Origin of the sequence: Pseudovibrio sp. Alg231-02 (assembly GCF_900143565.1) — a bacterium.
Classification (GTDB): Bacteria; Pseudomonadota; Alphaproteobacteria; order Rhizobiales; family Stappiaceae; genus Pseudovibrio.
In genome coordinates this window covers 440,640-454,396 of sequence record NZ_FREX01000003.1, presented here as the reverse complement: position 1 = coordinate 454,396, position 13,757 = coordinate 440,640, and the positions used below count along the sequence as shown (strand labels likewise).

Annotated in this window: 13 protein-coding genes; 6 read left to right on the top strand and 7 right to left on the bottom strand. The window is 51.0% G+C overall.

The annotated features are described in order from the left end of the window. Positions 1-24: 24 nt before the first annotated feature. Entirely contained in the window at positions 25-852 is an 828-nt protein-coding gene (locus DHN43_RS11645; protein ID WP_256387176.1) for an AraC family transcriptional regulator, read from the bottom strand. Between the two features lie 291 nt (positions 853-1,143). Between DHN43_RS11645 and DHN43_RS11640 the strand changes: the two genes are divergently transcribed. After that, a complete protein-coding gene (locus DHN43_RS11640) occupies positions 1,144-1,524 on the top strand; it encodes a hypothetical protein (RefSeq protein WP_159096834.1) in 381 nt (126 codons plus the stop codon). 309 nt (positions 1,525-1,833) lie between these two features. Next, positions 1,834-3,654: a translational GTPase TypA gene (typA, locus tag DHN43_RS11635; RefSeq protein WP_108818766.1), complete on the top strand. Its 1,821-nt coding sequence runs from the start codon at positions 1,834-1,836 to the stop codon at positions 3,652-3,654. Between the two features lie 71 nt (positions 3,655-3,725). Here the strand turns inward: typA and DHN43_RS11630 are convergent, their stop codons facing one another. The 5 genes from DHN43_RS11630 to DHN43_RS11610 form a co-directional block, all read right to left on the bottom strand. Continuing rightward, entirely contained in the window at positions 3,726-4,670 is a 945-nt protein-coding gene (locus tag DHN43_RS11630) for a sterol desaturase family protein (protein ID WP_063286122.1), read from the bottom strand. Positions 4,671-5,279: 609 nt separating this feature from the next. Further along, the gene (locus tag DHN43_RS11625) at positions 5,280-5,888 is read right to left on the bottom strand and encodes a superoxide dismutase family protein (RefSeq protein ID WP_208980712.1); all 609 of its coding nucleotides are present in this window, start codon (positions 5,886-5,888) and stop codon (positions 5,280-5,282) included. Positions 5,889-6,086: 198 nt separating this feature from the next. Continuing rightward, complete coding sequence (locus tag DHN43_RS11620) at positions 6,087-7,022, bottom strand: prephenate/arogenate dehydrogenase family protein (protein ID WP_063291120.1); 936 nt, start codon at positions 7,020-7,022, stop codon at positions 6,087-6,089. A gap of 18 nt (positions 7,023-7,040) precedes the next feature. Next, positions 7,041-8,138 (bottom strand): histidinol-phosphate transaminase, encoded by a 1,098-nt coding sequence (gene hisC, locus DHN43_RS11615; protein WP_057460757.1) that lies wholly within the window; start codon positions 8,136-8,138, stop codon positions 7,041-7,043. Positions 8,139-8,170: 32 nt separating this feature from the next. Further along, a complete protein-coding gene (locus tag DHN43_RS11610) occupies positions 8,171-9,019 on the bottom strand; it encodes a chorismate mutase (RefSeq protein ID WP_108818667.1) in 849 nt (282 codons plus the stop codon). A gap of 285 nt (positions 9,020-9,304) precedes the next feature. Here DHN43_RS11610 and metX point away from each other — a divergent pair, with 285 nt between their 5' ends. Beyond that, positions 9,305-10,453, top strand: a complete 1,149-nt coding sequence (gene metX, locus DHN43_RS11605) for a homoserine O-acetyltransferase MetX (RefSeq protein ID WP_208995310.1) — start codon at positions 9,305-9,307, stop codon at positions 10,451-10,453. Between the two features lie 43 nt (positions 10,454-10,496). Further along, positions 10,497-11,120, top strand: coding sequence for a methionine biosynthesis protein MetW (metW, locus tag DHN43_RS11600; protein WP_063286126.1), 624 nt, complete (start codon positions 10,497-10,499; stop codon positions 11,118-11,120). A gap of 7 nt (positions 11,121-11,127) precedes the next feature. On the opposite strand, the gene DHN43_RS11595 is transcribed toward metW, so the two are convergent. Then, complete coding sequence (locus tag DHN43_RS11595; RefSeq protein WP_057460760.1) at positions 11,128-11,928, bottom strand: class I SAM-dependent methyltransferase; 801 nt, start codon at positions 11,926-11,928, stop codon at positions 11,128-11,130. A gap of 186 nt (positions 11,929-12,114) precedes the next feature. Here DHN43_RS11595 and gloB point away from each other — a divergent pair, with 186 nt between their 5' ends. Together gloB and DHN43_RS11585 are read left to right on the top strand one after the other, a co-directional pair. Next, a complete protein-coding gene (gene gloB / locus DHN43_RS11590) occupies positions 12,115-12,885 on the top strand; it encodes a hydroxyacylglutathione hydrolase (RefSeq protein ID WP_208995308.1) in 771 nt (256 codons plus the stop codon). Next, positions 12,885-13,328, top strand: a complete 444-nt coding sequence (locus DHN43_RS11585) for a cupin domain-containing protein (RefSeq protein ID WP_108818665.1) — start codon at positions 12,885-12,887, stop codon at positions 13,326-13,328. The genes gloB and DHN43_RS11585 overlap by 1 nt, the downstream gene beginning before the upstream one ends. Positions 13,329-13,757: the final 429 nt, after the last annotated feature.

Below are 13,757 nucleotides of genomic sequence, written 5' to 3'. Positions count from 1 at the left end.
AACTATAAGCGATTACATTATGCGTTACGCTAAAACACGAAACTTCGCTGCTTCCTGAGTTGGAGAGCTGCCAAAGAACCGCTTGAACTCACGGCTGAACTGCGACGGACTTGCATAACCAACCCGATAAGCAGCCTGACTGGCGCTCATGTTCTGGCTCAGCATCATAGACCGCGCCTTATGCAAGCGGATCGACTTAACGTACTGCAGCGGAGAAAGACCGGTAGCTCCTTTAAAGCCAGCATGGAAAGCAGAAATGCTCATACATGCCATCTTCGCCATTTGGTCTACGCTGAGATTTGTTGAGAAATCCTCGTGCAACACTTGAAGAACTCGCGCAATCCCTTGAGACTTCTCACTATTCTGGAACAGCACCCTCAAGCTTGCACCGTACTCGGACTTGAGCACGTGATACAAAAACTCGCGATAGTACCCATCAGCGAGAATTTTAGTTTGTTCTTCGCTATTTAGCGTCTGCATCATGCGACAAACAGAAAACAATGCCTCTTCAGACAGATGCGCTGGTCGACCGAGCGTTTCGCCATACTCAAACTCGAGAGGCTCTTGCTCGATAAGCAGCATCAGCTCTGCCAAGACATTGATATCGATCGCCAAATTGACCGCATAGAGAGGCTTCTCAGGAGACGCTTCTACAATCTCAATCTCAAGCGGGATCGGAGAGACGAGCGCGGCATAGCTCTGCTGGGAATAGAGGAAACTCTGACTACCCAAATGGCCTCTGACCAGACCCTGAAAAACGATACGAATGCTTGGTGAATACATAACAGCGCGAGGCTTTGTCGCCGTTGTCATGCGAATCACTTCGACACATTCATGTCTGGTTGCACTCACACCCTCGCTTTGAGCGAGTGGGGCAAACCATTCTTCTAACCACTGTTGGGTTGCAAATTGCATTGGTTTTCCAACAACTTTTGGGATTACGCGCACAGGGGGTATTCTATTGTCTTTTAATCACCCACCACGAATAAGTTGGTGTAAATATTGGGGATTGCAATACCCAATATTGCGATATTGAATGGTATTAGATTGCCATATTCCTTTTTGTAGTCAAGCGACTGTCTTCGGATGGTGCTTACCCATAATTTATTAGTTAGCCTAAGGTCTAAATTAAAGGAGCATTGCTTGCTTTTAGCTGAACTGTCTCACCTTGAACAACAGAAACAGGAGCTGCAAGCAAGCTTTCGCGAACGTGGCTACGCATTTCACCACCAAATCGACACGCCAGGCCGTATCTGGAGAAATTTATTTGCTGAGGCAGAAGAAGTCTTTGTCGCTCTCACCTCGGGTATGTCTATAGGCATCAACGGCCAGTTTATCAATCTGGAGCCCTTCGAAGAGTTCTACATCCCTGCCGGAAAAAACTACGATATCGTCGGTCGCTGCCCCGATGAGTGCCAATGGATGCACGCCTACGACCTTGCAGAAGTCGACGTACGCTCCAGACTGGTAAGAAAATCCGGTTTGCTATCTGTCGATGATTACAACTTCATAAATGAAGAGTAAGTGATCTGGCACACTTTTGCACCGAAAGCCTCATATTCTAATATCCGAACGATGACTTATCAGCTAAACAGATGCTGAATTGCGTTCTTTTTCCGGCAAAGTCTATTCAAAAAACCAGGCTCACCAGTAAAAAAGTGAGCTCGACTAAATACTTAGCAGTTTTTTAGCGAGATGGTTTGAATTGACACAAAAATAGGATAGAAGAGCGCATCTTTCATTAGAGAAAAACCAGATTGAAGGAATGGCGTGGATCGGGCACCTCATGATCCTCCCACACGCCGCGACTTCCTATGGCCAGACGGAGCCACCATGAAACTTCGCAATATTGCGATCATCGCCCACGTTGACCACGGCAAGACGACCCTTATTGACGTCTTGTTGAAGCAGTCCGGCGTCTTCCGCGAAAACCAGCGCACCGAAGAACGCATGATGGACTCCAATGACATCGAGCGTGAACGCGGCATCACCATCCTTGCCAAGAACACCTCTTTGGTCTGGAACAACACACGCATCAACATCGTTGACACACCAGGTCACGCTGACTTCGGCGGTGAAGTAGAGCGCATTCTGCATATGGTAGATGGCGTTGTATTGCTCGTAGACGCAGCTGAAGGCCCAATGCCGCAGACCAAGTTCGTACTTGGTAAAGCGCTGAAGCTCGGCTTGAAGCCAATCGTTGCGATCAACAAAATCGACAAACCAGAGCAGCGCGCTGACGAAGTACTGGACGAAGTGTTCGACCTGTTCGCATCTTTGGATGCAAACGAAGAACAGCTCGACTTCCCGGTCGTATATGGTTCCGCTAAACAGGAATGGATGGCTCTCGAGCCAGCTGGTCCTCAGGATTCCATGGCGCCACTCTTCGACATGATCCTCGACAAAGTTGCAGAGCCACAGGCTGAAGAAGGCGAATTTCGCCTCCTCGCAACAACAATCGAATCTGATCCGTTCCTTGGCCGCATTCTGACAGGCCGCATCGCATCTGGCGTTGCGACCCCGAACATGGCGATCAAGGCGCTGTCACGTGATGGCAGTGTGATCGAAACTGGCCGTATCTCCAAGGTTCTCGCGTTCCGTGGTCTTGAGCGTCAGGCAATTGAAGAAGGCGAAGCAGGCGACATCGTCTCCATCGCTGGTCTGACCAAAGCAACCGTGGCAGACACAATCGTTGCTCCTCAGGTAAGCGAGCCAATTCAGGCACAGCCAATCGATCCGCCAACCCTGTCCATGATGTTCCGCGTCAACGACGGTCCTCTGGCAGGTCAGGAAGGCTCCAAAGTTCAGTCCCGCGTTATCCGCGAGCGTCTGATGAAGGAAGCTGAAGGTAACGTTGCGCTTAAGATCGAAGAAACTGCAGAAGCAGATTCCTTCATCGTTTCCGGTCGTGGTGAATTGCTTCTCGCAATCCTGATCGAAAACATGCGCCGTGAAGGCTTCGAACTTTGCGTAGGTCGTCCTCGCGTTGTTTATCAGGAAGATGAAGCTGGTAAGCGTCTTGAGCCAATCGAAGAAGTTATCATCGACGTTGATGATGAATTCCAGGGCGCTGTTGTTAAAAAGATCACCGAACGCAAAGGTGAGCTTCTTGAAATGCGCCCATCCGGTGGCGGTCGCTCCCGTTTGGTATTCCACGCTCCAACCCGTGGCCTTATCGGTTACCAGGCTGAGCTGATGTCAGACACCCGCGGTTCCGCGATCTTCAACCGTGTGTTCCATGAATATGCACCTTACAAAGGCGCAATTATGGGTCGTAACACCGGCGTTCTGCTGTCCAACGGTCAGGGCGATGCTGTTCCTTACGCATTGTTCAACCTGGAAGACCGTGGCCCAATGATGATTGATCCGGGCACAAAAGTGTACCAGGGCATGATCATTGGTGAACACACACGCGGTAACGACCTTGAAGTGAACGTTCTGAAGGGCAAGCAGCTCACCAACATCCGTTCTTCCGGTAAGGACGATGCTGTTAAGCTGACCACCCCAATCAAGCTGAGCCTTGAAGGTGCACTGTCTTACATCGCTGAAGATGAACTGGTGGAAGTAACCCCAGAATCCATCCGTCTGCGTAAAGCACTGCTGTGCCCACATGACCGTAAGCGCGCCGAACGCACATCAAACAAAGCGTCTTAAGACTGTTTAATTTGATGAGTTATTTGAGGGAGGGCTTCGGCTCTCCCTTTTTTGTAGTCATTTCCAAAAGCTCACTCAGCAGGCTCTTGCACCTTCTGCTCCTCCACGGTCCCAAGTTCGGCTGTCTTCACAGCCTGCTTCCGTTTCCAATTCGCTTTGGCCTTCGTTGTGGTCATTCGTGAGTTATCAGGCGTCCATCCCGGCGTACGAAACATATAGCCGAGGACATCTCTCAGGGATCTTGCGGTCTTCAAATCCTTGACCATCGCAATCCATTCATGAAACGCCACAATCAGCAGGTTGTTGGTCTCAAGGTTCTTGCCAATCCCGTAGCGCGGTGGGTCCTCTGCAACTTCCGGGCTGAAGGTCCCGAACATCCGATCCCAGATAATCAGCGTCCCCGCATAGTTGGAATCCAGATATCGCGGGTTGGTCGCATGATGGACGCGATGATGGCTCGGTGTGTTAAAGATCCACTCAAATGGCCCCATACGATCAACCAGCTCAGTGTGAATCCAAAACTGGTAGAGCAAATTCCAGGCTGCAACGAAGAAGATCATCTCCGGTTGAAAGCCGAGAAGCGCTATGGGCAACCCAAAGATGAACGTCAGCGTGATTGTCCCCGTCCACGTCTGACGCAGTGCTGTTGAAAGATTATACCGCTGAGAAGAGTGGTGATTGACATGGCTCGCCCAAAACCACCGATACTCGTGCCCAAAGCGGTGTTTCCAGTAATAGGCCAAGTCATAGAGCACAAAGCAGATCAGGATGGTCCACCAGTTGATAGGAATAGTCTCGATAAGACGATAGCCATAAATCCAGCTGTGCGCCGCATAAGACATAGATGTGCCTAACGCAATCCCAGCGATGAGACTCCCAATCCCCATTGCCAGACTGAAAAACGTATCTTTGACTTCATACCCATCAATCCCACGCAGCTTTAAAGCCACACCTTCTACAATCATGAGAATGATAAAAAACGGCACCGCATACGATATAGGGTCAAAAAACTCCATTGAGATGGCCCTCCCAAACCGAACCCAAAACCCGAAGTGCACCCCACACCCACGGGTAAGTTACCCTTACGGTAACACACTCCTGTATATGTCATCAAACCGGGAGGGCACCCCCAAGAAACAAAGCTAGAGGGAGCAGAGAACTTCAAATACTTATCCCCCTGCCCTCAACCCCGCATATTCTCAGTGTTGTGCTCACGTATTCGGGCAGCTGGTGGACCGTCCATCAGTGCGGCGTGGGCTGGGCGGAGCTACCGGGTGAAGTAACGCATCACCCGGCGGGTTCGTTGAAACACCCCTTGAAAGTCTTTAGTGCAGGGACCAAGCGGAAGCTGGTCACCCGATGGGCGTCTACACTGGCAGGCGTTTAGCTATCACCGACAATCGCATCTGCCTCTGGCCGGTGTGCTTGTTGCTGATGGTGCCTGCTCCCAATGCCTTTCGGAGGAGATCTTGTTTCATACAAAAACGCCCGGGCAAGGCGAGCAGCCAATGCCGAAGAAACTAATTTACTCACAATGCGCAGGCACTGCCTGCTCGCCTTGCTCACTCCCGAACTTTCGGGAACCCATGCTTCAACACTGCTGGTAAAGCCATGCGGTGCTAAAACTATTTGCCGTCACTAGGTGTTTCTTCAGGGTAGCTCTGGAAACTATCTGCATTTTGCTTGATCGGCACAATCACGCCACAAGCAATCCGCCCTCCCGCATCACCAGTTGGCTGGCTGTGATAGTCGTCCGGATCAGCATGAACAATCAGCGCCCTGCCCGGACCACCAATGAGGCTGTCCTTGTCATCGGGAGCCAGGTCTAAGATTTCGGAGAAATACTCGACGACAATCTTTCCATTCTCGGGAACATGAAGATTTGGAAGATCACCTGCATGCGGACCATCAGGAACTTCAATCCCGTGCTCATGCCCTTCAGGTGCAAAATGCCCGCCTGCAGCCGAAAAAGTTGGCTCACAAAGGCCGGTTTCATGAACATGGAACCCATGTACACCAGCAGGCAAGCCATCAAATGCTGCTGTAATATGGAGGGTCTGGCTCAAGGTCTCAGTCAACACCACACGCCCAACCTGCTTGCCATCAACATCTTTCATAATGGCAACAGCGGTCGGCCCAGCGGGCACCTGATCTTCTTTAGAAGCCATCGCAGCAAAACTCGCAACAGCAAACCCGGCAGCAACAACTGCTGCCAATCCACTCAGCTTCATCATCCAAAAACTCCTGAAAGCGCTCTGTCCACGCGCAGAGTATTCAGCGTTGAAGCCACATCAAAATCACTCTTGAAACCTCGGTAAACCAACACCGCTTACCCAACTGATAAGTTGACCAGTCTTGGTTACACCTTCAAAAGAAAACCCGGATCAGAACTGATCTGACCCGGGCTAAACTCTTTCAAAACCAGCAAGATCTTATTCAGCCGGCTCGCCTTTTTCGTTCTCACGACCAAAGTTCGGCGCCGCAGATTCCTGACCTGCTTCAACAAGCTGATGGCGAATATCTTTGGTCCGCGCAAACAACTTGAACAAGGCATCGCCATCACTCCACCGGATCGCACGCTGCAAGGCAGACAGATCCTCAGAAAAGCGAGACAGCATTTCAAGAATGGCTTCTTTGTTGTTCAGGCACACATCGCGCCACATAGTCGGATCAGAAGACGCCAGACGTGTGAAGTCACGGAAACCGGAAGCAGAGTATTTGATCACTTCTGACTTGGTCACCGTTTCCAGATCATCAGCCGTACCAACAATGTTGTAAGCAATGATATGCGGAAGGTGAGACACAACAGCCAGCACAAGATCATGGTGCTCAGCATCCATGGTGTCCACATGAGAGCCACACGCCTCCCAAAAGGCTGTCAGGCGCTCTGTAGCACCCGCATCACTGTCGCTGTCTGGCGTAAGAATGCACCAGCGGTTCTCAAAGAGAGAGGCAAAACCAGCATCAGGGCCGGAATACTCAGTACCAGCAACCGGATGGCCTGCAATAAAATGCACCCCTTCCGGCATATGCGGCTTCATTGCCGAAATAACGGAGGCCTTCACAGACCCCACATCAGTCACAATCGCACCCTCAGCTAAATGAGGGCCAATGGTTTTTGCCACGGCTCCACATGCACCAACCGGCACACAAACGATAACAAGGTCTGCCCCTTTTACGGCTTCTGCTGCGTCCAGATAATATCGGTCCCCAAGTTTCAACTCTTCCGCACGCTTCAGAGTAACTTCTGAGCGTGTGGATATAACAATTTCACCCGCCAGCTTTTCGCGGCGCATGACATGCGAAAGAGATGAGCCGATCAGACCGATACCAATCAGTGCGACCCGGCTAAACAAGGGTTCAGACATGGAGACCTTCTATTAGAACTACTTCAGAAATTCAGAGAGAGCAGCAACAACATCTCTGTTGGCTTCCTCACTGCCGATTGACATGCGCAAGGCATTGTCAAATCCATAGGCTTTCACCTGCCTCAGCACACACCCGCGTTCCAGCAGGAAGGCATCCGCATCGACAGCCCGCTTCCCCTGTTCCTCAGGGAAATGGATCAGAATGAAATTGCCGACACTTGGCGTTACGTCAAGACCTAGTTTGGTCAGTTCGTTAACTACCCACGGCAACCATTCGTTATTGTGGCTAACTGCCTGCTCAATAAACGCCTGATCACGCACAGCAGCAGCGCCAGCTGCAATTGCAGCAGCATTCATGTTAAACGGCCCGCGAATACGGCCCAGCGCATCAATGATATGCTCAGGACCATACGCCCAGCCAACACGCAGCGCTGGCAGACCATAAGCCTTGGAGAACGTCCGTGTCATAACAACGTTTTCGGAGTTCGCAACAAGCTCAATACCGCACTGATAGTCATTCCGGCGCACATACTCAGCATAGGCCGCATCGAGAACCAGAATACAGGTCTTCGGCAACCCGGCGTGCAAACGCTTAACTTCGTCAAACGGAATATAAGTGCCGGTCGGATTGTTCGGATTGGCCACAAAAACCATTTTGGTTTTCTCGGTCACACGTTCCAGAATTGCATCCACATCCGTTTTCAGGTCTTTTTCTGGGGCAACAACAGGTGTCGCACCAGCTGCGTGGATTGCAATCTTATAAACAAGGAAGCCGTGCGTGGTATAAATAGCCTCATCGCCTTCACCCAGATAGGCATAGGCCAGCAGGCTCAGCACTTCGTCAGAGCCACATCCACAAATGACGTGATCTGGGTTCAGGCCGTATACTTCACCAATTGCTGTGCGAAGTTCACCAGCACTGCCATCAGGGTAAAACTGAAGCTCGGAAATGGTGCGGTAAGCTTCAAGCGCTTTCGGGCTCGCACCTAAAGGAGATTCATTGGAAGAGAGCTTATGTAGTTTATGGCCACCATTTGCCTTCGCCTTACCGGGTACATACGGATCAATTGCCAACACACCAGCACGAGGGACAGGGCGTACTACCTGCTCTTCCATCAACTCATTCCTTTATTCAAAAAACACGCAATTTAACCAACTGCGTCTGCTTCACTATCAAATTCATCATCTAGGTCAAGCGGCGCGGGGTATCCACCGACATATCTAAGTTTATCCGGCGTCGCCTCAGCAGCTTCAAAGAAAGTCGCCAGCTCCTGCTCGGATATATTCCCCGGAACAGCTAATAGCGCATCTACGCCTTCAAAACTGCGATAAAAACTCAACACTTCTATACCTTTGTGCATCAATGAGCTCGGTATAGCTCCCGTCCAGCGCACATCGTAAACACAAATATCCGGCTTCTCAGTTTCAGCAGTTTGAGCCGCAACCACAACAGCAGGCAGATCAGCAGGCCTGTCCTGAACAACCAAAAACGGAAGCCTTGCAATAATCGAAGGACCATTGGTGCCATCATCCCGGGCACCCATGCCACGCCACCAAGGCGTTTCTGCCCGCTCTTCTAACCCGATCACACCAAGATCGACCTGTGAATAATCAACCACCGCAAGCACAGCAGAGGGGTCTATCTCGCGTTGCTGTTCAATGGCGTAACCAAAATAGAAGCGTGTCAGCTCACTCATTGCGAGTCGATCTGCACTTCCATCAAGGTGTACACGATAAGTTGTCTGGGCATTTGTGAGCGAAGAGATTATCTCACGCCAAATATGTTCCAATGACATAATAGACAGAACACCGCGATGGTTTTCAACCAACCGCCGCATAATATCTGCTTCACGAGAGGGCCTAAAAACAGCATGCATAGAACCTTGTTCAGCTTTTGCCGCAACAATATGCTCAATCAGGTCAGCACGCTCCATAAGCAAGGCATGCAATTTATCATCAACTTCATCTAGTTTATCGCGGACTTGAGACAAGCTCATTTTTGAATCCGAAACTGATGAAGACCCAGACATTGCACTAACCCACTCGAATTATTGAACAGAACCTATGTAAATTCATAGGAAACAACGACGGTGAAAGCAAAAGAAAACGTTGACACACTGCCAATTGGCACCTAGCAAAAACTCTCTTGCAATCCTTTAGAGGAACACCCAATTCGCCTTCACAACACCGCGGAAGAAAACATGACTGAGACTGCCAGCGCAAAACCGGAGAAGACTCCGAATATCTCACCCTCAACACAAGCCAGTGTTGCAGCGGCACAGATGGATATGCCTGCCAGCAAGCTCATGCGATTTGATTCAGACAATCCTCTCCGGCTTGATGAAGGTACAGAACTCGCCCCTTGGCAGATTGCTTATGAGACCTATGGCGAGCTGAATGAAGACAAGACCAACGCCATTCTTGTGTGCCACGCCCTCACAGGCGATCAGTATGTTGCCTCTGAGAACCCCGTAACCGGCAAGCCTGGCTGGTGGTCCATGATGGTTGGTCCTGGTCAGCCAGTAGACACCGACAAATACTTCGTCATCTGTGCAAACGTGCTCGGCGGCTGCCTCGGCACCACTGGTCCTGCATGTACCAATCCGGAAACCGATGAGGTTTACGGGCTCGATCTGCCTGTCGTCACAATCGGCGATATGGTGCGCTCCCAGGCAAAACTAGTTGAAGCGCTCGGTATCGAAACTCTTTTCGCAGTTGTCGGCGGCTCCATGGGCGGTATGCAAGTGCTGCAATGGGCATCTGCCTATCCAGAAAAAGTATTTGCAGCAGTCCCAATCGCTGCAGGTCCACGCCACTCCAGCCAGAACATTGCCTTCCATGAGGTAGGCCGTCAGGCTGTCATGGCGGATCCAGACTGGTGCCATGGACAATATGCCAAAGAAGGCAAGCGCCCTATGAAGGGACTGTCAGTTGCCCGCATGGCAGCGCACATCACCTACATGTCTGATGAAAGCCTGCACAGCAAGTTTGGCCGCAACCTGCAAGACCGCTCAGCCATCACATTCGGCTTCGATGCAGATTTCCAGATCGAAAGTTATCTGCGCCATCAGGGCATGACTTTTGTCGATCGCTTCGACGCAAACTCGTATCTCTATGTCACCCGCGCGATGGATTACTTCGATCTCGCGGCAGCACATGGCGGCAAACTCGCAAACGCGTTCTTGCATAGCACAACCCGTTTCTGCGTCATGTCGTTCACAACGGACTGGCTTTTCCCAACCTCGGAAAGCAAAGATATTGTACGAGCCCTCAATGCAGCTGGAGCAAACGTCTCCTTTGTTGAAATCGAGAGCTCACGCGGACACGATGCATTCCTTCTTGATGAACCTGAACTGTTCAAAACAATGCGTGGCTTCCTGACAGGAGCAGCAAAAGCCAGAGGTATTCCCGCACCGGGAAATGGTGACTGATCGTAACACTGAACAGTAAGCTTCATCAGAAAGCAGATTCATTATGACAAAACATGATTTGAGTAATGTACGCGGCGATCACCGAATTCTCTGCGATTTTGTAGCATCGGGCTCACGCGTTCTGGACATCGGTTGCGGCACTGGCGAACTTCTGGAACTGCTGATCGATACACGCGGCGTTGATGGCCGTGGCTTCGACACTTCGCAAAAAGGCGTGAATGAAGCCGTTGCCCGCGGGCTCTCAGTTGTACAAGGCGATGCAGACAACGATCTTGCAGCCTACCCGGACGACGCTTTTGATTACGCAATTCTAAGCCATACGCTTCAGGCGACAATGGACCCAAAACAGGTTCTTGAGCAGTTGCTTCGCATCGGTAAGAAAGTCGTCGTGTCCTTCCCGAATTTCGGCCACTGGCGCAACCGTATGCAGCTGCTCTTCAAAGGCAGAATGCCCGTCACCGACTATCTGCCTTACGAGTGGTACGACACACCAAACATCCACTTCTGCACGATCCGTGACTTTGTTGCTCTCTCTGAAGAAGTCCATGCTAAAGTCATTAAGGCAGAAGCTTTGGATGCAAGAGGCCAGCGCATTGGGTTCAATGCACCATGGTGGGTCTGGAACCTGATCGGCGATCAGGCCGTCTTCCTTCTGGAACGGAAGTAATCAAAATTCAGCTTTCGCCCTCGTTGGCGAAAGTTCCTTCTTGCTGGCGACTGTGCCCGTTCATCGCCTGCGCACCGGCAGTCTTTCCATTAGGCAGAAAGACTGGTCGCAAGACCCGCGTCACGTGGCTCGCTTTCATCGGAATACCACGGTACACCTGCTTCTCAGCTTCAGTGACCAGCAACCCTGCAAACGCAGACCAGGCCACCGCCCCTAAACGCTCAAAACTGCGCGCATTCTTTAATACCATTCTCGAGTTTGTCGGCGGCACAAACAGCGCCTCTTCCCGCGACACAACTGAAAGGTGATGGTTGCTCAGGAAGTTATCGAGCTGCGGTCTTGAATAAGGACGACCATACCCAAACGGCGAAACCTCTGACCGTGCCCACGCACCACGTCGATTGGGAACAATCACAATCACCCGCCCACCCGGAGACAAGACACGGTAGACTTCATCCAACAGCGCCCCAGGCTGCCCTGCCATCTCCAACGAATGCACAAGTAAGATGCGGTCAATGCAGGAATCTGGAAACGGCAGCTGACTATCTTCCATCAGGAAGGCTTTGTTTGGCACTTCAACTTCACGCGGCCACTTCACCACACCTTGCGCAGCAGGCATTCCGGCAAACACACGATTGGTCTTTTTCAGGTAAGGCCTCAGATAAGGAGCGGCATAGCCAATACCCAGCAAACTCTGACCATGCATTTCTGGCCAAAGCATTTTCACGCGGCTCCCAACCAACACCCGAAGCATCCGTCCAAGTGGCAGGTCGTAGAACTCTTTTAAGTGAGTAACATCAAGATACAACTGGTTCTCCGCGCGTTGCCTTCTCTTATCATGGGGTGCCAGAGCCCTGGGCGCAACGCTTCTTGCTGACGATTTGCAAGCTTAAATCAACCACACCCAGAGTTTTGTGAGTTTGCAGTTGAATTTGACAGCTTGTCCTCTCATGATCTCATAAAGATATACTGTATGCTTGGGAGCTGGTTGATGATTGAAGTTGAAGTCCGGCAGTTTGTTTGTCTGAAAGATAATTTCGGCGTTCTCGTTCACCACCCCGACAGCGGCTGTACAGTTGCAATTGATGTTCCAGAAGCAGCCCCCTACTTACAGGTTCTGGAAGAGACCGGATGGAACCTGACCGACATTCTCATCACACACCATCATTGGGACCATGTCGGTGGAATGGCTGAACTCGTCGAGAAGACAGGTGCAAAAGTAACCGGCCCAGAACGCTCCCGCCAACACATCACAGGCATGAATCGCTTTGTTGAGGACGGAGATGACATTCTCGTCGGCCCAATTGCAGTCAAAGCCATAGGTACACCGGGCCATACACTTGACCATATCTCCTGGTGGTTTCAGGAAGCAGGTATTGCTCACACAGGCGACACACTCTTCGCCCTCGGTTGCGGCCGTGTTTTCGAAGGCGATCCCGAAATGATGTGGGCCTCTCTGAGCCACCTGGCAAACACATTACCACCCGAAACAAGGATCTATTGCGGTCACGAGTACACGTTGGCCAACGCCAAGTTCGCTCTCACGATCGACCCAAACAATAAGGCATTGCAGGAACGTACAAAACGCATCGAAGCGCTCCGTGAAGTCGGTCGCCCAACCCTGCCAACCTCCATGGCAGCCGAGCTTTCAACCAATCCGTTTTTGAGAGTCCGAGATCCCCTCGTCCAGAAAAGCCTCAACATGGTCAACGCTGAACCAGTTGATATATTTACAGAAATACGCCGCCGCAAGGACAACTTCTGATGCAGCTCGACCAGATCACCTCCTCAGCAACCGCTGAAGAAATCATCGCTGAACTGCAAATGAAAGAGCATCCGGAAGGCGGCTACTACACCGAAACCTTCCGGGATACAGAAGGCCCAGAAGGGCGCGGCTATTCAACGGCAATCTATTATCTCCTCAAGAAGGGTCAAAAATCTCACTGGCACCGGATCGATGCAATTGAGACATGGCACTACTACGGCGGCGCTCCACTCTGCCTTTCCATCAGCTCCGAAGAAGGCAGCCAAAACGACATCATCCTCGGCATGGATGTATTAAACGACCAACGCCCTCAAGGTATCGTACCTCGCCATGCATGGCAGTCCGCACGAAGCCTCGGCGAGTGGACATTGGTCGGTTGCACAGTTGCTCCAGGATTCCTGTTCGATGGCTTTGAGCTGGCACCACCAGACTGGAATCCTTGAGCCAAAGTCATCGAATCGCGCAATAAAAGCCTCGATAATCTTGACCAAACCTCAAAGAAATCTGCCCGCAATTTTAGACAAAAGACGCATAAGGCCTACCCGGAAATCCTCGTAGATACAGAGACTTGTTGGTTAATTGCAGGACTATGGAAAATTTTTCTGCGCATAAACTCTATGGTTTTTCCGCAGATACAGTTGAGAGATCATGCAGTTTAGCAACTCACGGCTCACACCCAAGACGTGCAAATTTTATGGCATCAAAGCACAACGTAGCAGTCATTATCTTTGCGTTATCAAAACCTTACATACCCGATAGCTGAACCTGGCAACAGCTTCCACTTACCCAATTATCAGGAACACCTGTAAGTAGCTCAACTATCCCGATTAATAACTCAGCACTCAATCCTCAATCACCACTTGCGTTGCTGG